The sequence below is a fragment of the Duncaniella dubosii genome (genome assembly GCF_004803915.1).
GTDB classification, from domain to species: Bacteria; Bacteroidota; Bacteroidia; order Bacteroidales; family Muribaculaceae; genus Duncaniella; species Duncaniella dubosii.
The window spans coordinates 2,342,378-2,364,711 of record NZ_CP039396.1; the positions used below are offsets into that span (position 1 = coordinate 2,342,378).

The 22,334-nt window shown below is 47.1% G+C and carries 17 protein-coding genes, 1 other RNA gene and 1 pseudogene; 2 read left to right on the forward strand and 17 right to left on the reverse strand.

From position 1 onward, the window contains the following. Positions 1-92: 92 nt before the first annotated feature. The 13 genes from E7747_RS10205 to E7747_RS10265 all read right to left on the reverse strand — a co-directional run bounded on the left by E7747_RS10205 (position 93) and on the right by E7747_RS10265 (position 11,409). The gene (locus E7747_RS10205; RefSeq protein ID WP_136415770.1) at positions 93-530 is read right to left on the reverse strand and encodes a hypothetical protein; all 438 of its coding nucleotides are present in this window, start codon (positions 528-530) and stop codon (positions 93-95) included. A 444-nt stretch (positions 531-974) separates the two neighbouring features. Beyond that, on the reverse strand, positions 975-2,039 hold the full coding sequence (locus tag E7747_RS10210; protein ID WP_136415772.1) for a DUF3871 family protein: 1,065 nt from the start codon (positions 2,037-2,039) through the stop codon (positions 975-977). Continuing rightward, positions 1,996-2,898 carry an AAA family ATPase gene (locus E7747_RS10215; RefSeq protein WP_136415774.1) on the reverse strand — a complete coding sequence of 301 codons (903 nt, stop codon included), beginning with the start codon at positions 2,896-2,898 and terminating at the stop codon, positions 1,996-1,998. Before E7747_RS10215 ends, E7747_RS10210 begins: the two co-directional genes overlap by 44 nt. Before the next feature lie 83 nt (positions 2,899-2,981). Next, complete coding sequence (locus E7747_RS10220) at positions 2,982-3,251, reverse strand: hypothetical protein (RefSeq protein ID WP_136415776.1); 270 nt, start codon at positions 3,249-3,251, stop codon at positions 2,982-2,984. A 241-nt stretch (positions 3,252-3,492) separates the two neighbouring features. After that, entirely contained in the window at positions 3,493-4,071 is a 579-nt protein-coding gene (locus E7747_RS10225; RefSeq protein WP_228449135.1) for a site-specific integrase, read from the reverse strand. 90 nt (positions 4,072-4,161) lie between these two features. Further along, entirely contained in the window at positions 4,162-5,763 is a 1,602-nt protein-coding gene (gene tnpC, locus E7747_RS10230) for an IS66 family transposase (protein ID WP_136413423.1), read from the reverse strand. Positions 5,764-5,841: 78 nt separating this feature from the next. After that, the gene (gene tnpB, locus E7747_RS10235; protein WP_136413421.1) at positions 5,842-6,198 is read right to left on the reverse strand and encodes an IS66 family insertion sequence element accessory protein TnpB; all 357 of its coding nucleotides are present in this window, start codon (positions 6,196-6,198) and stop codon (positions 5,842-5,844) included. Between the two features lie 63 nt (positions 6,199-6,261). Next, the gene (locus tag E7747_RS10240; RefSeq protein WP_136415780.1) at positions 6,262-6,600 is read right to left on the reverse strand and encodes a hypothetical protein; all 339 of its coding nucleotides are present in this window, start codon (positions 6,598-6,600) and stop codon (positions 6,262-6,264) included. Between the two features lie 51 nt (positions 6,601-6,651). Continuing rightward, on the reverse strand, positions 6,652-7,263 hold the full coding sequence (locus E7747_RS10245) for a phage integrase SAM-like domain and Arm DNA-binding domain-containing protein (RefSeq protein WP_136415781.1): 612 nt from the start codon (positions 7,261-7,263) through the stop codon (positions 6,652-6,654). Between the two features lie 254 nt (positions 7,264-7,517). After that, positions 7,518-7,916, reverse strand: a transfer-messenger RNA (tmRNA) gene (gene ssrA / locus E7747_RS10250). A gap of 111 nt (positions 7,917-8,027) precedes the next feature. Further along, complete coding sequence (locus E7747_RS10255) at positions 8,028-9,065, reverse strand: alpha/beta hydrolase (RefSeq protein WP_168185305.1); 1,038 nt, start codon at positions 9,063-9,065, stop codon at positions 8,028-8,030. 133 nt (positions 9,066-9,198) lie between these two features. After that, entirely contained in the window at positions 9,199-9,906 is a 708-nt protein-coding gene (rprY, locus tag E7747_RS10260) for a response regulator transcription factor RprY (RefSeq protein WP_107033005.1), read from the reverse strand. 6 nt (positions 9,907-9,912) lie between these two features. Then, positions 9,913-11,409 (reverse strand): sensor histidine kinase, encoded by a 1,497-nt coding sequence (locus E7747_RS10265; protein ID WP_123614356.1) that lies wholly within the window; start codon positions 11,407-11,409, stop codon positions 9,913-9,915. Positions 11,410-11,840: 431 nt separating this feature from the next. Between E7747_RS10265 and ahpC the strand changes: the two genes are divergently transcribed. After that, positions 11,841-12,407, forward strand: coding sequence for an alkyl hydroperoxide reductase subunit C (gene ahpC / locus E7747_RS10270; protein ID WP_123614357.1), 567 nt, complete (start codon positions 11,841-11,843; stop codon positions 12,405-12,407). A 196-nt stretch (positions 12,408-12,603) separates the two neighbouring features. On the opposite strand, the pseudogene E7747_RS10275 reads toward ahpC, so the two are convergent. Next, positions 12,604-14,501 (reverse strand): annotated as a pseudogene (locus tag E7747_RS10275) (YgiQ family radical SAM protein). A 63-nt stretch (positions 14,502-14,564) separates the two neighbouring features. Then, positions 14,565-16,667 (reverse strand): excinuclease ABC subunit UvrB, encoded by a 2,103-nt coding sequence (gene uvrB, locus E7747_RS10280; protein ID WP_136415785.1) that lies wholly within the window; start codon positions 16,665-16,667, stop codon positions 14,565-14,567. Positions 16,668-16,876: 209 nt separating this feature from the next. Between uvrB and E7747_RS10285 the strand changes: the two genes are divergently transcribed. After that, positions 16,877-18,841 (forward strand): KUP/HAK/KT family potassium transporter, encoded by a 1,965-nt coding sequence (locus E7747_RS10285; protein ID WP_136415786.1) that lies wholly within the window; start codon positions 16,877-16,879, stop codon positions 18,839-18,841. An 87-nt stretch (positions 18,842-18,928) separates the two neighbouring features. Here the strand turns inward: E7747_RS10285 and E7747_RS10290 are convergent, their stop codons facing one another. Both E7747_RS10290 and scpA read right to left on the reverse strand, forming a co-directional pair. After that, the gene (locus E7747_RS10290) at positions 18,929-20,098 is read right to left on the reverse strand and encodes an iron-containing alcohol dehydrogenase (protein WP_136415787.1); all 1,170 of its coding nucleotides are present in this window, start codon (positions 20,096-20,098) and stop codon (positions 18,929-18,931) included. A gap of 96 nt (positions 20,099-20,194) precedes the next feature. Next, positions 20,195-22,330 (reverse strand): methylmalonyl-CoA mutase, encoded by a 2,136-nt coding sequence (gene scpA / locus E7747_RS10295; protein ID WP_123614362.1) that lies wholly within the window; start codon positions 22,328-22,330, stop codon positions 20,195-20,197. Positions 22,331-22,334: the final 4 nt, after the last annotated feature.

The following is a 22,334-nucleotide window of genomic DNA, read 5'->3' on the forward strand; positions in this document are numbered from 1 at the left end:
TGAATCCTGATATAAGAAATATTACTCCTAACACTATCGGAATATATATTATTAAGATAAGTATGATTGTTATAGTATCCATTATTCATATTTTATCTATATATGTTATAAATATCATAAAGTCTCATTTCAACACAACTGCGAGTACAATTATCTTCAAGTGCGTCAAATATCATTTTGACAGTTACTTCTTCGCTTGAGTAACAGTTATATTCAAGGAGGTCATTTAACTCCGACAGTCTATGATATCTCTTGTCGCCTTTCCCAATATATTCAATATAATCTTTACCATTAGATTTTACTAAACGAATTTCCATTACTTTCCAATAATCTGAAATTACTAAGAAATCTGATTGATGTATTATACTCTGACCAGTATATAGTTTATGATACAAAATATTGAAAGAAAAAAACTCTGATGCCTTTCTTATCGTTTTTTCACCATATCTGTTAAATATTATCTCGTTATCTCTCATATTTCCTTTTTCTTGCACAAAAAAGAGGCATAGGCTGTCTTGTTTAGCTTTCAAGGCATCGCCAAACGCCTATACCTACAAACAAGAGAAGCCTACGCCTCATGGCGTAAGCATCCACTTATTACAAAGTAGGTATCTTTTAGAGTTTTGGCGATTTCTGAAAGCTACTTGTAAGAAGCAAACACTTCTTTAATATGTCTTGGTTAAACTTTTATTTCATTAGCTGTTAAGTTTTGATTAACGATGCAAATGTAACACTTTTATATCGTATTATCAAGACTCTACAGAGGGAATAAATTTTAGCCTAAGACATTATAAGCCATGAAACGTAGGACATTTGACATAGGTAAGTCTTTAGGATTACACCTCAATTGTAACCCTAAAGACCTAACAACATAACAAATCAATGGTTCTCTTCATTGTAGAAGACAGCCCAGCAACCCAATAATCCGAGTGCCAAGGAAAGTGTGATGTGAATAATCTCTGCCATTGTAGTAGTCATTTGATGAACCATGAATATTCACTATCTTCATAGAGAGCCTTGTTCAGACCCTCTGCAAGCTGAGTGGCATTGAGGCTTCTGTCAAGGAAGTTGTCAATATAGGAAGACTTATTTGCTCCTGTAAGGAGATTATAGACATTCCACATATTGATTTCCTTACTACCTTGTGGAACAGAGAAACTTTCATCATTATAGTATGCTCTGGCTATCATGCCTATCTGAGTATCAGTCATAAGCATCTGAGGCAGTTTCTTCTGCTCGGACTTAGGCAAGAAGCCATAAAGTCTTGACTTACCCAAGAACTGAGCAAACTGATGTTCCGTCATGTAGCTCTCCTGTAAGCCTCCCATCTCATAAAGATGTTTAGCCATGTTGTAGTCCTGAAACAAAGCTACAGCAGAGTTGAAAAGACTTCTTACATCCATTACCTTTAACTCCGACTGATAGCCATCTGTGCTTACACACAGATTACAGCATACCATATTCTTGAAGCCAATAAAGATTTTGAACTTCTCGGGACTTTTCTTGGAGTAGAGGTTCATGTGGTTGTATGCTCTTACACCACCTATCGTGAGATTGAGCCTGTTGCCTCTTATATCCTCGCAGATTGAGGGTATTTCAAAGCAGAACATCATCCTCTCCCAGTATATGGTCTTATCCTCATCAAGAAGATCCTTGACATTCTTGTGGATTGCCTCGGGTGTTCTGCCCTTGATAACATGGCTTACTCTGATAGATGGTTTTTCTATGCTTTCTCTTGGAAAAACTTTTGAAGCTGCACTCCACACTGCCTCTATGAAAGCAGGGTGGGATATGGTAATTTCATTGTCCTTTGAGAACACAGGCACAACACATTCATCTTTTAGATGATTTATTGTAACCTCTTTTGTGTTGGCTTCTATGAAAGGAAGCCTTTTGGAGAATTGAGGAGTGACAATATCCTCAATAACCTCCACAGCTTCAACCTCTATGGGTGGTCTGAAGCTGTCATTCAGCCTGCTTGGAAAGGTATTGAACCTACTGACAGGCTGTAGCTGCAAAGTTGATAATGCGGTCTGCATGGTTTATTCTTGTGAAGTTGGGTTGATAACTGATAGGATGAGTTTCAGACTTGGACTGTAGAAGCTCAGTCTTTCTTTTAGTGAAGTCAGCCAATAACTGCTGATTCCATTCGGGATATTGCTGATAGACTGAGGTCAGTTGCTCGATTGTTTCAGCCTTGGAGATTTCGGCCTTTATCATCTCCAATGTGACACCATCATTACACCAATCGAGTATTATCTTACCTGTAGTCGGAGTAATAGTAAACTCCGGCTTATTGGCAAAGAGATTGGTTCTGTCCTTAGATGCTATGGCTTGGTGCTTTATATTGATGTCAAAGACTATGGTGTACTCATAATCTATTCCATCTCTCATCACAGCCTTTAAGCCCACCTTTTCAGGAACCATTTTGCCGTTCTTCTCTGACAGGACATAATCCTGCTTGCACCTCATTGTGGAGATTACATGGCAGTTTACTCCGAGTATCATCTGAATGAGAGATGTCATTCTCGGAGTGACCTTTTGCCAGTTTGTGAAAGAATTGCCGGGCAAACAGGCATGATATTCAAGAAGATTATCCCAACACTGACTCATGGAGTCTATGATGATAACTTCCATACCAGCCTTTTCACATACCTTGATGGCATCAATGTATGTTTCGGGGGCATACTTCCCCTCAAGAGGGAGTACATTGTATTGTCCTAAGTGAGCATATAGGTCAGCAGAGTTATTCTCACTGTCTATAACTGTAATCTTAGTCCAATCGCCACATAGCCCATAGGCTAAAAGTAGTGCAGACATAGTTTTACCACTGCCAGCACACCCTTGCATAGCAAGCTTTATCTTCGCTTGCTTCTTTGAGGATTTTCTTAACTGCATATTACTATTGATTTTAATTGTTTGCAAAACAAAGGCAGTCAGGCCATTATTCCCGACTGCCTTAGAACTTGATGTGATTTAGGTCAGAGTGTCGCCAACACAGGCGCACCTCCTTCTCCTTTCTGATGCAGGAGATAGAACATGTCACCTGTCTCCTGCACACACACCTGCGAAATTACAGGTTGTGAGATTTCTCCCTTGATGAATTTCTCGCTGACGGCTCCCACTTCAAAGCCATAAGTGAAAAAGCATTTGCCAGTCCTGTGGTTCTGTTTCACCTCAATCTTGTTTATACCTTTCTGAGCCTTGAACTCTGCAACAGAAAAGGTTTCGATGAACTTGATTTTTTCCATACTGATTCGTTTTTATTTGTTCCAAAGGGAGGGGAATATCCCCATATCCGAGAGCAGGGGGAGGTTTCAGGTGGCTATTATGTGCTTTTAAAAACAAGATTCAATAAAAATTTTGGAGAATTTTTATTTTCACCCACTAGGATGTAATAATCGATGGAGTAAAAACAGTTATTGTTTTCAGATGCGATTAACAGCAGAACATAGCATACATTTTCGGGTAATGCCTGATTTGAACAGACTGTCATTCATAGTTCTTTTCAACCTCCAACATTTCATTTTCAATGGAGGCATCCAATATTCTTGCATAGTGCTGTGTCATTCTGATACTTGAATGACCTAACATTTTGGATACATTCTCTATTGAAACATGATTGGCAAGTGTTACAGTGGTTGCAAATGTATGCCTCGCAAGATGGGTGGTTAAATCTTTGTCAATTCCAACTATGGCTGCAATTTCTTTCAAATATGCGTTCATCTTCTGATTTGATAGCACTGGGAGTAATTTTCCTGTTGCTTGTGCCGTAAGAACATATTTTTCAAGTATATCTCTCGCAGGTTTTATTATGGGTATATGGCACATTACACTGGTCTTGTGTCTTGCCTTTCTAATCCAAAGCCTATCACTATCCTCCACAATATCATCAGCTGTGAGAGAATGAACATCAACATAGGCAAGCCCTGTATAACAGCAGAACAGAAATACATCTCTGACTTGCTCAAGCCTTATCACATCAAACTCCTTATCAGCGAGTTTTGCTAATTCGGTTTTGTTGAGAAAACCTTTGTCTACTGGTTCGATTTTCAATTTAAGTTCCTCCAATGGTGAGGCTTGAATGAGTTTCTTAACTACGTACAACCGTCCGCGACAGCAGGTATAGCTTAAAAAAATAGCCGTCCAGGTTTTGGGCGGCTATTTTTGTGAGAGTTTCCAGCGGTCGGGAAGCAGGTCGCGGTATTTTTCGATCGGGGTGTTTGGCGGCCATGCGGCACATCGGTCGATTATGTCGCAGAAGTAGTCGAAGACGTTGACTCCGCAGCGGTGGCAGGTGATCGCAAGAGAGTGGTACAGGGCGGCGGCTTCGGCTCCGGAGTGGGAGCCGATTGTAAGTCGGCGACGGGTCAGGGATATGTAGCGGTTGATTCGCTCGACTTCGTTGTTGTCGAGTCTGTAGGTGGGTGAGGCAAAGATGCGTGGTATCTCGTCCCATTGTTTGAGTGCATGTTCGGTGGCGGCGAGCAGCGGGTCGTCGGGTGGCACGCCGATGCGGTCTTTGACTGCTGTCAGTCTCATGCGGATTTTCTCGAGCATCACCTTGGAGTATCGTTGTCTCCACTCAAGGTGCTTTCCCGCCGTCCATCCGTCTTTGCCTATGCGGTGCTGATGCTCGAAGTGGTAAAGGAGTCCGAAGAGCTTTGCTATTTCCTGCGCCTTTGGATTGTCTTTCAGATCGAGAAACTTTCGCTTGATGTGCTGCAGGCATGGCAAGCGTTTTATCCCGCTCATCCCACCGATTCCGATATGCCGGTATCCCGAGTAATAGTCGCACTGGAAGGCTCCGTTGAAGCCTTTTATGTGTTGCTCGAAGACTTCGGCCGAGCGGGAGCCGTCGTCATAGAAGAAGTACACAAGCCCGGTTGTCATGCCGACGAACACCCATATGTAGCCTTTCTTGATCTTTCTTCCCGAAGGAGTTGCCACCTGCAGCCGCACTTTCTGATAGGTCTCGTCACCGCAGATATAATTGTCCGCGACTATTGCCTGACCCAGCGCCTTGTATAGATTTTCCAGATGTACCCTTACCTTACTTACGAGCTTCTGTGCGGTGCCTTTGTCAAGGTCGAAGCCGTGGGCACGGAAGTATTCGACAGCATTTTCAAGTGGCATGCAGTGGAGATAGCGTAGCTCGGCGAGTCCGGCTATGAAGGAAGATGTATACTGCGAGTTAAGCAGCGGTGTGGCGGGTGCGGAACCTTTGTATATTTTCTCGTCCTGCACGTATTTTCTGACCTTGTAGATAATTTTTTTGAAGCGCATCGGCTCCATGACGTAGCGCACGACATCGCACTCGCCGATAAACGTCGCCGCCTCGGGATTGAAGTCCGGACTGTCAGGCTCCACTATAATGGTCTCCACCTCACACTCCGGATGCGTCTTCCTTTTGGCGCCGTTGTTGGTACGTTTCTTCTCTGGCTTCTGCTGTCGAGTTTCGGATGTGGCAGGAGTCGTCACCGGTTTCTTCTGACGCTCCGACGGCGAGCCCTGCAGACGCTGCACTGCCTGACGCGCGGCTTTCTCTTTGCTCAGTTCCGCACTTTTGCCTTTCATAGCCTCCTCCATTGAGGCCATTTGCTTGCGCAGTTCATCTACAGTCGCCACAAGCTTCTCGTTGGTCGACTGCAGCTTTTCATTGGATAAAGTAAGCGAGCTGACAGAGGCCAACGCCTCGTCGAGCCGCCCTTGAAGGAACTCGATCTGACGTTGCAGAAACTCTATCAACTCGTTCTTTTTCATGGTGTAAAGTTACAAAAAATATCTGACATTTGCAACTTTCCACGCCATTTATTTATTTGATTAACAAATTATTAAGCCTTATTTTACGGCCATTCTGAAGCGATTTTCGACCATCACCTTCACAGGCGTGAGGCCCCTCATCAGCATATAGAAATCGTCCCATTGGAGCCTGCGCACGCCGTCATCGCCCTTTTTGAGCACCTCCCGGAAACGGCCTCGCGACAGTCTTTTTGTGTACATCAAAAATCCGTCGCCATCCCATTTCAACGCCTTCATGGTCTTGCGGTCCTTTGAGAAAAACACATACACATCGCCCGATGCCGGAGAATGCCCCTTCCACGACCACACCATCTGGGCCAGACCCCGGATGCCGTAGCGCATCGATACCGGCTGCCGGCATACCCAGAGCCGCATATCCGCCTCAAGACTCCACATCACTCCTGCGTGTCATGACATCCACCAGAAGCGCCAGCCCCTCCGCGCTTATCTCTCCCAGACTCACGCCTCGGCCCAACCGAGTTCGATGTGCACGTCACGCACGACACTGGTGGCACCGACATCCCGGCTCTCATCCGCAACCTGAATACCGGGAACCTTAACCTCCCGGAATAACGGCCCGCCACCTTCCCGCGACGAATCCGGTCTCTCCGGCAGACTGCGTTGATAATCGCTTATGCTGATTTTGCGGCGCCGAAGCCACTCATAAAGCCGCTGGACGTTGACGCCGGTACCGGCACAGAAACGGTTCAATGCGATATAGCCGTCTGTCTCGCATTGATTCTTGTAACGCGTCCATGTCTCTGAATAGACATCGGACAAAGACTTGTTATAACCCATGATTCTTTTTGTCGACAAAGATACAACTCTCTTTCGGAGTTCGTCAATATGCTATCGCGGATGGTTGTACTTAACTACAGCCATATTGAGGACCTTGCCGAGATTTCTGAGATACTTGACTGTGGTGTTATTGTTGTTATGCCTTACGGTCATCAGATAGTGCTGATACTTTTTCAGCATATCAACATCTACCTCATTGACAGGAATATCCTTGGCTTTGTACTTGAACATAAGAAACTCTTGAAAAAGTTTCATTGATGTTTCATGCCTCTTGTATGTTCCGAGGGCAACAGATATTCCAACAAGCTCTTTCTGCTCCTGATTATGTTCGGCGTATAGAGCCAAAATCCCAATCTTAGGCACATTGAGGTTCTTGTATCTGTTCAAAATCTCTTTTGCGCTTACCTGCTTACCCTCCCTTTGGATCTGGAGTGTCAAATCATGAAGGGTATAGTCCAGTTGGTCAAGAAAGGCATTGACTTGCTTTGTTTTAAGAGTGTTTCCTTTTGCTCTGCCTTTAGTTGCCACCCATTGGGAGGGCAGAACACTCTTACCCGTTGCAACTTCGGCTGAGAGTTTGCCGAATGTTACTCTTACAAAGATGGATGCTGTGCCATCTTTGAGAAGCTTTTTCCTTTTGATGAAAAATAAAATTGTTTCCATTTTACACTATGATTTTATTGTTAAATTCAATAGTGCAAAGTTCTTGACAATTAGTGGATTGTCAAAGTGCAAAGAAGTGAATATCAATGAAATATGATGAAGCCTGTTGGACTTGGAGCATTGGATTTTTCAAGTCCAACGGAATGTCCAACGGACATCTTTCCTCTGTATTCATTTTTGTTCATCTTATTACACATAAGAAAATCCTGCAATTCAATGAGTTGCAGGATTCTTCATTGTCTTTCATCAGACTTTTGTGGAGCTGGAGGGACTTGAACCCTCGTCCAAACGTGGAACTAATGAGCTTTCTACATGCTTAGTTTCTACTTGGTTTTCGAGTGGAGACAGGCAAGAAACCACCAATCTCTACCTTATCCTCTAAGTGTCTCGGCGAGTCGCGAGGCTTTCGTCGCCATATTTCCGATTTAACTGCACCACCGGGTCGATCCGTCTCGGAAAAAGGACAATCGGGTGATGTCTCGTTTCCGCAACTGTTGCGGAAATAAAGTTAATCTACTGTACTTCGATTAAGCAGCGAGAGCGTAGTTGTTTTCGCCATTTGAAATTTTGATGTCCCTGATTTAAGAGCGTAGCCATCATTGCTCTGCATGCTTACTCACCACCTCTACACGCTGTCAATACCGGTCAGCCCCGTAAAATAGGTTGGTACGTAATATTTTGTAAAATTACTGATTGTAATCATATTCTCAAAATATCAGCCGATAGAATTAACTATAATTAACTTATTAAAATGCGGATTGGCTTTAAAGTCCGTTTCGTGAAAGCCAGTTGAAGATGTAGCGGTAGAGAGGTTCTCTCACTTCGGGGGATGAAAGCACGAGATCGTGGAGGCCACCCTCGACGCGCACGCATATGACGTCTGGCCCGAGTTGCATGCCATATTTTTTGATGTCATTTACATCAAGCACTCCATCCGCACGGTTATGTTCAGGAGTCCATTCCTCACCGTTTACGCTTCTTGACGAGTAGAGCAGGAGAATAGGGATACGGATGTCGGCTTTGCCGTTGCGAAGTCCTTTCTGGGCTTGGGTGATTGCCCGGACCCATCCTGCGGTTACGGGAGGCGATTGGGTGAATTTCCAGTCAGTGCGGTAGTTCCATTCTCCATGATAATCTTTGAGAAGACTTTCGGCATAGGCTGTCGATATTCCCTGACTGATTTTAAAATTGGGGAACAGTTTTCCGAGCATACATACGGCAGGTATGATTCTCTCCTTCCAGCCGAGATTCCAGTCAAGGAAAGGGCTGTTTAGGATAAGGGCTTTAATCTCCTTCGGATGACATCGGCTTTCAAAATAAGCTGAGGTCAGTCCTCCGGTCGAATGACCCATAAGTATTATTTCGGAAAGGCCACTCCGGCTCATGGCGACGAGGGCTGAATCTATGTCGGGAAAATAGTCGCTGAGGCTGCGTACATCGAAATTGCGTTCGCCGGTGGTGATCGAGCGGCCGTAGCGCCTGAGATCGACGGCATAAAAGTCATAACCATGCTCAACGAAACGGTCGCCCATTTCTGCCTGAAAGAAATAATCGTTAAACCCGTGGACGTAGAGGACTCCTCGGTGAGTGCGGGTACTGTCAATCGATACGTCCGGACAGAGTTTGCGGATGATTGTGGAGACGACCTCGCCTGTATAGTCGGCCGGATGGCTGACATGGCGTATTTCATAGCCGTCGCCGAGGATGTCAGGTTTCCAGCCTTCGGATGATTGTGTGAATGCCTGCAGAGCTATGCTTATCAGTATAGCGCTCAGGATTATGCGCAGAGAGTGTAGTTTCATAGACATTCTGAGGTAGGGAGATGTGGCTGTTAAATGTCCGGCCCGGTGCATCCGATAAGAGCACCGGGCCGGTAAATGATATTGTTCAGGTCTGGTGGGATTCCACGGGGCAGACTGAATCAATTTGAATTAATCAGTTCGACGATTCGAGTTCGGGAGCGATCAGCTTATAGCCCTTGCCGTGGATATTGATGATTTCGATAGACGGGTCATCTTTGAGGTGCTTGCGGAGCTTGGTGATGTAGACGTCCATTGAACGGGCATTGAAATAATTGTCGTCAATCCAGATTGTCTTCAGTGCGAAATTACGTTCGAGGATTTCGTTGACATGTGCGCACAGGAGGCTCAGGAGTTCGGATTCCTTTGTGGTAAGTTTTGTTACCTTGTCATCGATGAGAAGCACCTGTTTCTGGGTATCGAAAGTGAATTTACCAATCTTATACATGGTAATTTCTTTGCCTTTCTTGCCTTTGACACGGCGAAGGATGGCTTCGATACGGAACACAAGTTCCTCCATCGAGAACGGTTTGGTGATATAGTCGTCCGCACCGATCTTGAATCCTTCGAGGATGTCTTCCTTGATTGACTTTGCAGTGAGGAAGATGATGGGTACTTCAGAGTTTACGGTCCTTATTTCCTGAGCGAGTGCGAAACCGTCCTTTTTGGGCATCATCACGTCGAGGACGCAGAGGTCATATTTCCCCTTGAGGAATGCTTTGTAGCCGCTTTCCCCGTCTGCGAACAGATCGGCGTTGAACCCTTTGGCCTGAAGATATTCTCTAAGGAGCATGCCGAGGTTCTCGTCGTCCTCGCAAAGTAGTATGCGCAAACGTTCTTCCATAGTTCTTTAGTTTTTAGTTATTGGTAATGTTATTATAAATTTTGTTCCTACATTGAGTTCGCTTTCCACGTTGATTTCTCCGCCAAGTTCTCCGACCATTTTCTTGACGTAAGCAAGTCCGAGTCCGAAGCCTTTTACATCGTGGCGGTTGCCGGTGGATACGCGATAGAATTTCTCGAATATTTTTTTCAGGTCCTCGCGCTTCATGCCAATGCCATTGTCACTGATGGTGATGGCTATGCGTTCATTGTTATGTGTGTTTATGTCGCGCGTGCTGACCGTCAGCTTGAGGGGCACATCTTCACGCCGATATTTGACCGCATTGTCGAGAAGATTGAAAATCACATTTGTGAAGTGCATCTCGTCGACATTGACTGTCGATTCCTCCGCGTCAAGTACAGCGTCTATTTTTCCGCCATATTTCTCTACCTTGAGTTTGAATGTCGATGTGATATTCGCAATTAGCACGTTTGCATCGACATGTTGCAGACGCAGTGTCGCTTTCTGGCGTTCGAACATTGACATCTGGAGCACTTTTTCCACTTGAAAACGCAGACGTTTCGTCTCGTCGTTGATCACGGTGGATATGTGTGACAGCATGGCCGGCGATTTCAGCACAGCGCCGTCGTTAAGCATCTGTGCTGCCAGTGATATGGTTGAGATCGGAGTCTTGAACTCATGGGTCATGTTGTTGATGAAGTCGTTTTTCATCTCGGTGAGCTTCTTCTGCCTGAAAGCGAGGATAATCGTGCAGAGGAATGTCACAAGCAGAATGAACGTGAAGATAAACGACGGAATCATGAATCGTATCGACCCGAAAATATAGTCGCTCTTGGTCGGAAAATAGACCTTGAGGTAATACATCTTGTTTTTCGGATCATTTGGGAAGAGGGTCTGTATGAACATGGAGTTTTCATCGCTCAGGGTCGGATGATAGCCTCCCGAACGATAGACTATGCCTCCTACACGGTTGACCACCGCGAATTCAAATGGAAGAGTCAGTCCGTTGTTGTCGAGTTCTGAACGCAGATAGCTGTTTACTTCAGCCGAGTCGGCGCGTTCGCTTATCGGACGGTTGCTTGACTGTGTGATGATGTTGAAGATTACTTCGTCGAGCAGTCCCTTCTGATAGAGGTATTTTCCTCGCATGATCTCACGCATCGAACTGTTGCCTTTGGGTTTGTCGTTGCTTCCTTTAAGCGTGAGGTCATAGTTAGTCCCGTCATAAGTAGTGAAGTTATAGTTCATATCGACAGTCCCGTCGGCGTTTGTACGCGGATAGAACTGAGTCTCCATCGAAGCCATGTCTTCTTCAAGAAAATGTTTGGTCTCGTCTTGTTCAAGGCGGGTGCTGACAGCATAGAGGGAGCGTTTCACGCCCTCGGCAAACTGGTCGTCACGCATTTTCTTCATATTGTTCATATACATTATCTGTATATAGAGCAATCCGATGAAAGTAAGCGCCATTATGATGGTCAGAAACCAGATAGTTGACTTTTTCATTCTCTCTTTAATATATAGATGTGTTGTCCTGCTGAAAAAGGACTTTCACGTGGAGATTTGTGTGGATATTTAATATGTTAACAATTGCAATGTATAATTGTTGTGAATTTTTTCAAACAAGTTTCAACTGCATTAACATTTTGCGTCAAAATTAACATAAAAATGTGAATAAAACAACGGAGTTTTCTATATTCTATACATTATTATAGCTAAATACGCGCTTTTAACTATTTATAATACTTCAAGTTGCGATAAAATTAAGTGAAAAGGTAAATCTCGTGAAAATCGAACTGTTTTTGATAGGTCTTTGTTATTTTATATGATGAACGAAAGGCGACATGTCATGGCCTTGTAATTAATATCGTGTCGGACTTTTGATTCAGATACCAAGTCATGAAACATTTATTCTACTAAAAAACAAATACCGAATTATGCAGACAATCATTAATCAAGAAATTCCCCAGTTTTCAGTCGAAGCTTTTGTCGACGGAAATTTTAAAAAAGTGACCGATGCCGATCTCAAGGGCAAATGGTCCATTCTCTTCTTCTATCCGGCAGACTTCACATTTGTGTGTCCTACGGAATTGGTCGATATGGCCGACAATTATGATAAATTCAAGGAACTCGGTGCGGAGGTCTATAGCGTAAGCACCGACAGCCAGTTTACACATAAGGCATGGCATGATGCCAGCGATTCAATCAAAAAGGTAAAATTCCCGATGCTTGCCGATAAGACAGGTGTCCTTTCCGAATATTTCGGTGTGCTCAACTCGGATGACTTCATGTCTTACCGTGGCACGTTTGTCATCAATCCCGAAGGTAAGATCAAGATAGCCGAAATTCAGGATAATGGTATCGGCCGTAATGCCGAGGAGCTTCTCCGTAAGCTTGAAGCCGCGCAGTTCGTTGCCCAGCATGGCGATCAGGTCTGTCCGGCTCGTTGGAAACCGGGCAAGGAGACTCTTAAACCCGGCATTGATCTCGTTGGCAAAATCTGATACGAACAATGTCCGGCAAGGTGGTTTGCCGGATTTTGAAACTTATTAAACCCAGCCTTGGCAATAACACCGTCAAGCGCTAAAACAAGGAGAGGCTGTTTTTCCATTATTAAAGGGGAAACAGCCTCTTTTCATTATGACAGACTCCGATACATCTGCCCCGATAATTGAAGATTGAGTCGGTCTTGGAGTCCTGTTATCGCTTGGAATTTTTCCTATATGGATGTGATGCCTGCTGTGGGAAAAGTCGTTTTAGCAGGTCGGGGCGATGGAGTCGCTGTAGCGATCGCATTATATCGGGACGGTATGCACGGTCATACCAGAAGAAATATTTTCTCTGTGCGAGTTTCTCCTCCGGAGATGTGGCGGTGAAGATTTTCTCGCCGGTATAAGGATGGTAGCCTGTATAATATATTTCTGTTGACAGGGTCATTGGCGTAGGCGTGAAATCCTGCACCTGCTCTAAATGGAGATTAAGTTCTTTTGTCTCTGCTGCGAGCTGGGCCATGTCAATTTCGTGACATGCAGGATGCGAGGAGATGAAGTAGGGTATGAGCTGTTGTTTGAGGCCGTGATGCGAATTGACTCGTTCAAAAATCGGTTGAATTCGTGATAGAGCTGGAAGGAGGGTTTACGCATGATGTTGAGCACTGTCTCGGATGTATGTTCCGGTGCGACTTTGAGCCGGCCGGATACATGAGATGTGATCAGCTCCTCGTTATATTGTCTATTGGCGGCATCAATCACCGGGTCACCGGTGTGGTGCATCGACAGGTCATAGCGGACACCGCTGCCGACAAACGATTTCTTTATTCCCGGAATGGCATCGACTGCATGATATAGGTCGAGCAGCGGACGGTGGTCTGTGTTGAGGTTCGGACATACTTTAGGGTGCAGGCACGATGGCTTGAGACATTTCTCGCAGATGGATTGATTTTTACCTCCCATCCGATACATGTTTGCGCTCGGAGCGCCGATGTCGCTTATATAGCCTTTGAAATCCGGCATCTGTGTCACCTGTCTGACTTCGCGCAACACAGACTCCTTGCTTCGCGATGCGATAAATTTGCCCTGATGAGCGGAAATAGTGCAGAATGAGCAGCCTCCGAAACATCCTCTGTGTATGTTTACGGAATGCCGGATCATTTCGTAGGCAGGTATGCGCTTGTCTTTGTAGCGGGGGTGTGGCAGACGTGTATATGGAAGATCGAACGACGCGTCGATTTCTGCAGTAGTCATCGGTGGGTACATCGGATTGACTTTCACCCAGAATCCATTGTGGAGTTGCCATAGCGTCCGGCCGTGCCTTGCGTTGCTCTGCTGTTCGATATGTTTGAAATTCTCAGCCTGCAGCCGCTTGTCGTGCAGACAGTCGGTGAACGAGTGCAGGATTATATCGTCTTTCCCGGGAGAAAAATCTGTCTCCGGGATGCGGACCACCGTTTGCGGAAGGTCGGTCATTGATGACAGGGGTGTGCCTTCGTTGAGTTGCCGTGCAATTTCGAGGGTGATTTTTTCACCCATGCCATAGCTGATGATGTCGGCCTCACAGTCGGCGAGCAGTGACGGACGCAGACGGTCCTGCCAATAGTCATAGTGGCTGAGACGTCGCATCGACGCTTCGATGCCACCGGCTATTATAGGAGTGTCCGGATAGAGTTCGCGTAGTATTTTTGAGTATACGATTGTAGGATAATCAGGGCGCGCTCCGTGGCGTCCGCCGGGTGTATATGCGTCATCGCTGCGACGGCGGCGCGCGGCTGTGTAGTGGTTGACCATAGAGTCCATAGCTCCTGCCGAAACTCCGAAAAAGAGTCTTGGAGCGCCGAACTTTTTGAAATCGCGTAAATCATCCTGCCAATTGGGCTGTGGCACGATAGCTACGTTGAAGCCCGCATCCTGAAGCACACGGCCGATCACCGCTGCGCCGAATGACGGGTGATCTACGTAGGCATCTCCTGAAAAGAGAACGATATCCACGTGATCCCATCCCAAAGCCTTCATTTCCTTGACACTTGTAGGTAAAAATCTGTCGGCGGAAGGATATGGCGGCCGGTTGACAGCCGGTCTGTTAGTCTTGGATGTGTTATACATAATATATATGTTATTTATACTGCTTGGTTGGTTATCCGGATTGGATTTTCTGTTGTATGGTTGTTATCCTTCGGCCGGCATTTTTGAAAGCTGGTCTTCCATTGCGAGCACCTCGTCGCGCAGACGGGCGGCTTCGATGAAGTCCATGCGTTTGGCTGCGTCGACCATGTCCAGACGGCGCTTGGTGATGAGCTTCTGTAGCGCATCGGCTGACAGATATGGCATGACTGGGTCGGCGGCGAGGTTGACTTTTGTCCCATATTCTTCGGCGTATGGCACAGGCGCTTTCGAACGGCCTGTCTTTTTTTCTTTGCCGGATGATGCCGAAAGTGGACGTGATGGCTTAATCTTGCCGGCGGTATCGTCGTCGGTCTCAAGCCCGATGATTGAATTGCGCGCCTTTATGATGGCCTGAGGCGTGATGCCGTGTTCCTCATTGTAGGCAAGCTGGACAGCACGTCGTCGTGCGGTCTCGTCAATGGTCTGCTGCATCGAGTCTGTAATCTTGTCGGCATACATGATGACTGTGCCGTTGAGGTTACGGGCGGCTCGACCGACAGTCTGGGTCAGCGAGCGGTGGCTTCGGAGGAAACCTTCCTTGTCGGCATCGAGTATGGCCACAAGGGAGACTTCAGGTAGGTCGAGACCTTCACGCAACAGATTGACACCGACAAGCACGTCGAACTCTCCGGCTCTCAGTCCGTCAAGAATCTTGATGCGGTCAAGTGTGTCGACGTCGCTGTGTATATAGGCTGTCTTTATGCGCAGCCGCGTGAGATAGTCGTTAAGCTCTTCGGCCATTCTTTTTGTAAGGGTTGTGACCAGCACGCGTTCGTCGCGTTCGATACGTTCGTTGATTTCATGAAGCAGGTCGTCAATCTGATTGAGCGAAGGACGTACTTCTATAATCGGATCGAGCAGGCCGGTGGGGCGGATAATCTGTTCAACCACCACGCCCTCGCATTTTTCAAGTTCATAGTCGGCCGGTGTCGCGCTTACATATAGCACCTGAGGGGTCAGTTTTTCGAATTCCTCGAATTTCAGCGGGCGGTTGTCAAGCGCGGCCGGCAGACGGAAGCCATATTCGACAAGATTCATTTTTCTCGAAAGGTCTCCTCCATACATCGCACGGCACTGCGGAAGTGTCACATGGCTCTCGTCGATGATGGTCAGGAAGTCTTTGGGAAAGTAGTCAAGGAGGCAGAACGGTCTCATGCCGGGCTGACGTCCGTCGAAGTAGCGGCTGTAATTCTCGATTCCTGAACAGTGGCCTACCTCGCGGAGCATCTCGACATCGTAGGTCACTCTTTCGAGTAGGCGTTTGGCCTCCATTTCCTTGGCCTCGCGCATGAAATAATTGTATTGCTCGCCAAGGTCGAGTTCAATCTGTCCGATTGCCGATCCCATTCGTTCGGGTGATGTGACAAAGAGATTGGCCGGATATATCTGGAATATGTCGTGAGATCCGAGCGATGTGTTGTCGTCGGGGTGGAGAGTCTTGATGGATTCGATTTCATCGCCCCAGAATGTGACGCGGACAATGATTTCCTCGTAGGCGAGGCGGATGTCGACCGTGTCGCCCTTCACACGGAATGTTCCGCGTGAAAGTTCGATTTCATTGCGTGAATACAACGACCCTACAAGTGAACGGAGGAACTTGTTGCGTGTTATCTTCTGTCCGACTTTTACGGTCACGACATTGCTGTCGAAGTCCTCAGGATTGCCCATACCATAGAGACACGACACCGATGACACGACCACTACATCCTTTCGGCCTGACAGTAGTGCCGAAACCGTTGACAGACGGAGTTTCTCGATCTCATCGTTGATCATGAGGTCCTTTTCGATATATTTGTCTACGGTCGGGATGTAGGCTTCCGGCTGATAATAATCGTAGTATGACACGAAATACTGCACGGAGTTGTTTGGGAAAAATCCCTTGAACTCGCTGTAGAGCTGTGCTGCGAGGGTCTTGTTGTGGCTGAGGATGAGGGTGGGCTTTTCAATCTGGGCTATGACATTGGCCATTGTGAAGGTCTTGCCCGAACCGGTCACGCCAAGGAGTGTCTGAGCTTTCTCTCCGGCATTGATGCCGGCAACGAGCTGCTCGATGGCCTGAGGCTGGTCGCCGGTAGGTTTATATTGTGAAGATAACTCGAATTTCATAACCTACAAAATTACGGAAATTACGTGTAATATCCTATAGCGAAATTCCATCTGCTAAGAATTTTTATAGACTATTTGCATAAGTGATATTTTTAAGAGTTGTCGTTACTTGAGTTTTTATTGGGACTTATGGTATTATGGCGATGCAGACGGAACAATTGCCGTGATATAATGGTTTATATTTTCGTATATAACCCGTTAAACACATTATGCAGACAGAAACTACAACCTCACGTCAGAATCAACAGGTACATCGCGTCACCATCGCGGCGCTACTGGTGGCTATAGGCATTGTTTTTGGTGACATAGGCACGTCACCGCTTTATGTGATGAAAGCTATCATGGGTGTTGACCGCGGATATGGTCCGGACTATGTGATAGGCGCGGTGTCGTGTGTCATCTGGACTCTTACCTTACAGACTACATTGAAATATGTTGTCATTGCTCTGCGTGCCGACAATAAGGGCGAGGGTGGGATTCTTGCTCTCTATTCGCTCATAAAGGGATTGAAACGGAAATGGATTTATATTCTTGCCGCTGTCGGGGCGAGCGCCTTGATTGCCGACGGTGTTATAACTCCTGCCATGACTGTGACTTCTGCCATAGAAGGATTGCGAGATCTTGACCCCGACGCGCCGGTGTTGCCGATTGTGGTCTTGATTATTTCGGGTATATTCCTTGTCCAGCGTCTCGGGACTAAGGCTATCGGCAAATTTTTCGGTCCGTTCATGCTTGTATGGTTTCTGATGCTCGGCATTCTTGGCTTGATCCATCTTTCAGACCATTGGGCTATAATGAAAGCTTTCAATCCATTGTATGCGGTCAGACTTCTTGTAGATTACCCGGGGTGGTTTATGATTCTCGGTGCTGTGTTTCTATGCACTACCGGTGCTGAGGCTCTCTACTCAGATCTTGGACATTGCGGACGTATGAATATCACCTATAGCTGGCTGTTTGTTAAGCTCATGCTGATACTTAATTATCTTGGACAGGGAGCATGGTTAATTTCTCAGGCAACCGGTTATCCCGAAAATATCAATCCGTTCTATGGGGTCATGCCACGATGGTTTCTCCCTGCCGGAATCATCATAAGCACCGGCGCGGCCATTATAGCGAGTCAGGCTTTGTTGAGTGGATCGTTCACCATCTTCAGTGAGGCGATGAGTCTCGACTTCTGGCCACGTCTGCGAATCAAATATCCGTCAACTGTAAAGGGTCAGTTATACATTCCACTTGTCAATTGTTTCCTGTATGTAGGATGTATCCTGACTGTTGTCATTTTCCGTACCTCAGGTCACATGGAAGCTGCTTATGGCCTTGCAATTACTATCACTATGCTTATGACGACGATGCTTCTCGCTCTGTATCTCAGACATAAGGGAGTGAAACTATGGATTGTTGGTGTCTTTACGGTTGTTTTTACCTTGATCGAGGGTGCGTTTTTCGTGGCCAATATGTTTAAATTCACTCATGGAGGTTGGTTCACATTGTTGATCGCAGGACTTGTCTGTGCCGTGATGCTTGTGTGGCGCAAGGCTACAAGAATCAGGCGTAAATATATAGAATACAGGTCGTTTGATGATTATACTGATATTATCAAGGATATAAAATCGGATAAGGAGATTCCTAAATATGCCTCTAATCTCGTGTATATGAGTCGTTCGGACAAGGCGTGTGAAGTTGAGAGCAAACTGATTTATTCAATAATCAATAAGCAGCCCAAACGTGCAGACCACTACTGGATACTGCGCGTTGAGTTTACCGACAATCCAGATACGTTGGAATATGAGCGTACGGTCATTGTCCCTAATACTATTACAAGCTTCAAATTCCGTATCGGATTCAGGATTCAGCCTCAGTTGAGCGTCTATCTTCGTCAGGCAATAGAGGATATGGTTGAAGACGGACTGATTGACCTGACGAGTGATTATCCGTCGCTCCGCAGCCATGGCATATCAGGCGATTTCAGATTTATTATCATACATCGCGTGTTCTCTCAATCAAGTCAGTGTAACAGCCGCGACAGATTTCTGATGAATTTTCACGCTTTGTTGCGCAAGATGGAGCTTGATGCTGGAAATGCTTTCGGATTTGACACAAGTAATTTGAAAATCGAGACAGTCCCGCTGATTATAAATACTCATACTCCCCGCCGTATCATGCGTATCCAGTAGGCGCAAATCATACCGTCAGCGGGCCATGTAAGCCGATTCTTACATGGCCTGCTGGTTTATTTAGGAAGTCTACCTATGTGTGCAGGGTTATCGCGCAAGGTTGAATATGGCCTCTGTGTCTTTAGCCTCAAGTGAGAGATAACCTCCGATTTTCGGTCCTTTGTTCTCATGAAGCTTTCCGACGAGTTTCTCGATGTCGGGATTTTCTATTCCAAGTTCTTTCATTGAGACAGGAAGTCCGATGGAATGGAAAAATTCGCGCAGGAGTCTGATTCCTTCCATAGCAGCCTTGGAGTCATCGTTTTCCGTCACATCGAACACCCTGCGGGCAAACTGTGCGACTTTAGCCGGACGGCGTTCTCCGACATAGCTCATCCATGCGGGGGTGATTACGGCAAGACCTGCTCCGTGAGTCACGTTGTATAGGGCGCTCAGTTCATGCTCGATGAAGTGTGAGGCCCAGTCCTCACGTCGTCCGCATCCGCAGATTCCGTTGTGGGCGAGTGTACCGCTCCACATTATGTTTGCACGTGCGTCGTAGTTCTCAGGCTCGGCCATTACCTTCGGTGCTTCGGCGATGATTGCTTTAAGCAGCCCTTCGCACAGGCGGTCGGTCACTTCCACTCCTTCCGTAAGGGTGAAGTAACGTTCCATGATGTGTACCATCATGTCGGCTATACCGCTTGCAGTCTGATAGGGTGGGAGAGTGTATGTCAGTTCAGGATTAAGACATGCGAATTTCGGACGTAGCTCGGTGTCGGTGCGCAGAGACAGTTTCCGCAGTCCGTCGAGGCGTGTGATGACCGAGTTGCCGCTACCTTCGCTTCCGGCTGCCGGAATAGTAAGGATGACTCCTAACGGAAGCACCTTCTCCACAGTTGACTTGCCACAATAGAAGTCCCAGAAATCACCTTCATACAGTATGCCTGCCGCAATGGCTTTTGCAGTGTCGATAACAGATCCTCCACCGACAGCGAGGAGCGCGTCAACGCCTGCCTCACGTCCGAGAGCAATGCCGTCATACACTTTATCATCCGTCGGATTCGGTTTGACACCTCCAAGTTCCGTGACAGTAATACCTGTGTCGCCAAGAGATTTTCTTACGCGGTCAAGTAGCCCGCTGCGTATGGCAGACTGTCCGCCATAGACGATCATTACATGTTTCCATCCGGCTTCATGGCAGAGGGTCGCAGCCTTACACTCAGCTTCGTGTCCGAATACGTATCTCGTCGGGGTGCAGAATGAAAAATTGTCCATTGAATGCAAATGTTTTGGTTATTGATATTAGAAATAGCAGGGGCGCCCGAACCGAGCGTCCCTGCATAAATGATTGATATGGAAATATCAGTGAGATTATTCCTCGCCTTCGAGAAGTTCAAGCATCTTGATTGCAGAGACGGGGATACGTGTGCCGGGGCCGAAGATGGCTGCAACTCCCGCTTTGTAAAGGAAGTCATAGTCCTGAGCGGGGATAACGCCACCGGCGGTCACGAGGATGTCTTCACGTCCGAGCTTTTTGAGCTCTTCGATTACCTGCGGGATGAGAGTCTTGTGACCGGCGGCAAGCGACGACACACCAAGGATGTGTACGTCGTTTTCCACTGCCTGACGAGCTGCTTCGGCCGGAGTCTGGAAGAGAGGACCCATGTCTACGTCAAAACCGCAGTCGGCATAACCTGTAGCGACAACTTTTGCGCCACGGTCATGGCCGTCCTGACCCATCTTGGCAATCATGATACGGGGTTGACGACCTTCGCGCTTAGCGAATTCTTCACACATCTGCTGAGCCTTCACGAAGTCGGGATCAGCTTTGGTTTCTGATGAGTACACGCCTGAAATTGTTCTGATTACAGCTTTATAACGGCCTACGACTTCTTCGCAGGCATCCGAGATTTCGCCGAGTGTCGCGCGGAGTCCGGCAGCCTTGACTGCGAGGTCAAGGAGGTTGCCTTGCTTGGTGCGTACACATTCGGTGATTGCTTCAAGTGCTTTCTTGACAGCCTCTTCGTCGCGGTGAGCCTTGAGGTCAACGAGACGGGCAACCTGATCCTTGCGGACTTCGGTATTGTCGATTTCGAGGATGTCAATAGGATCTTCGTGATCAAGACGATATTTGTTGATACCGACAATCGTCTGACGGCCTGAGTCGATGCGAGCCTGAGTGCGTGCGGAAGCTTCTTCGATACGCATCTTGGGAAGACCTGATTCGATAGCCTTGGCCATACCGCCGAGTTTTTCGATTTCCTGAATGTGCTCCCATGCGCGGTGTGCGATCTCGTTGGTGAGGGCTTCCACGTAGTATGAACCGCCCCACGGGTCTACCTGCTTGGTGACCATTGTCTCCTCCTGAATGTAGATCTGGGTGTTGCGTGCGATACGTGCCGAGAAGTCGGTCGGGAGTGCGATAGCTTCGTCAAGAGCGTTGGTGTGGAGTGACTGTGTGTGGCCGAGGGCAGCGCCCATCGCTTCGATACATGTACGTCCGACGTTGTTGAAGGGATCCTGTTCGGTGAGCGACCAGCCTGAAGTCTGTGAGTGTGTACGGAGTGCGAGCGACTTCGGATTCTTCGGGTTGAACTGCTTGACAATCTTGGCCCAGAGAAGACGTGCGGCACGCATCTTTGCTACTTCCATGAAGTAGTTCATGCCGATAGCCCAGAAGAATGACAGACGGGGAGCGAAAGCGTCGATGTCGATGCCTGCGTTGATACCTGCGCGGAGATATTCGAGACCGTCGGCGAGGGTATAGGCAAGCTCGATGTCACATGTCGCACCTGCTTCCTGCATGTGGTAGCCTGAGATTGAAATCGAGTTGAACTTAGGCATGTTCTGCGAAGTGTACTCGAAGATATCTGCGATGATTCGCATCGAGAATTCCGGTGGGTAGATATAGGTGTTACGCACCATGAATTCCTTGAGGATGTCGTTCTGGATAGTACCTGCCATTTCTTCAAGTTTCGCGCCCTGTTCGAGACCTGCGTTGATGTAGAATGCGAGTACCGGAAGCACTGCGCCGTTCATTGTCATCGAAACAGACATCTTGTTCAGGGGTATACCTTCGAAGAGCACCTTCATGTCTTCGAGAGAGCAGATTGACACACCGGCTTTGCCGACGTCGCCGACCACGCGTTCATGGTCTGCGTCATATCCGCGGTGTGTGGCAAGGTCAAACGCAACTGAGAGGCCTTTCTGTCCCGACGCAAGGTTGCGGCGGTAGAATGCGTTTGATTCTGCTGCGGTGGAGAATCCGGCATACTGGCGGATAGTCCAAGGACGGAGTGGGTACATGGCGCTGTACGGGCCACGGAGGAAAGGAGGAATACCTGAAACGTAGTTGAGGTGTTCGAGACCCTCAAGGTCGTTTTTGGTATAGATGGGCTTTACCGGGATAAGTTCGGGGGTAAGCCAGTCTTCCCCCTGAGTTTCGGGAACGTGCTGCTCACCGAAAGCATCCTTTACTATATCGATTTCTTTGAAATTGGGTTTCATATCT

Bases quoted from the DNA above. Each gene is read 5' to 3' on its own strand.
- tnpC (WP_136413423.1), bottom strand. From the start codon at position 5,763: ATGAAAAAGAACGAGTTGATAGAGTTTCTGCAACGTCAGATCGAGTTC.
- tnpB (WP_136413421.1), bottom strand. From the start codon at position 6,198: ATGTGGAGTCTTGAGGCGGATATGCGGCTCTGGGTATGCCGGCAGCCG.
- E7747_RS10285 (WP_136415786.1), top strand. From the start codon at position 16,877: ATGCAGACAGAAACTACAACCTCACGTCAGAATCAACAGGTACATCGC.
- E7747_RS10240 (WP_136415780.1), bottom strand. From the start codon at position 6,600: ATGGGTTATAACAAGTCTTTGTCCGATGTCTATTCAGAGACATGGACG.
- E7747_RS10255 (WP_168185305.1), bottom strand. From the start codon at position 9,065: ATGAAACTACACTCTCTGCGCATAATCCTGAGCGCTATACTGATAAGC.
- uvrB (WP_136415785.1), bottom strand. From the start codon at position 16,667: ATGAAATTCGAGTTATCTTCACAATATAAACCTACCGGCGACCAGCCT.
- E7747_RS10245 (WP_136415781.1), bottom strand. From the start codon at position 7,263: ATGGAAACAATTTTATTTTTCATCAAAAGGAAAAAGCTTCTCAAAGAT.
- E7747_RS10265 (WP_123614356.1), bottom strand. From the start codon at position 11,409: ATGAAAAAGTCAACTATCTGGTTTCTGACCATCATAATGGCGCTTACT.
- E7747_RS10210 (WP_136415772.1), bottom strand. From the start codon at position 2,039: ATGCAGACCGCATTATCAACTTTGCAGCTACAGCCTGTCAGTAGGTTC.
- ahpC (WP_123614357.1), top strand. From the start codon at position 11,841: ATGCAGACAATCATTAATCAAGAAATTCCCCAGTTTTCAGTCGAAGCT.
- scpA (WP_123614362.1), bottom strand. From the start codon at position 22,330: ATGAAACCCAATTTCAAAGAAATCGATATAGTAAAGGATGCTTTCGGT.
- E7747_RS10215 (WP_136415774.1), bottom strand. From the start codon at position 2,898: ATGCAGTTAAGAAAATCCTCAAAGAAGCAAGCGAAGATAAAGCTTGCT.
- rprY (WP_107033005.1), bottom strand. From the start codon at position 9,906: ATGGAAGAACGTTTGCGCATACTACTTTGCGAGGACGACGAGAACCTC.
- E7747_RS10220 (WP_136415776.1), bottom strand. From the start codon at position 3,251: ATGGAAAAAATCAAGTTCATCGAAACCTTTTCTGTTGCAGAGTTCAAG.
- E7747_RS10290 (WP_136415787.1), bottom strand. From the start codon at position 20,098: ATGGACAATTTTTCATTCTGCACCCCGACGAGATACGTATTCGGACAC.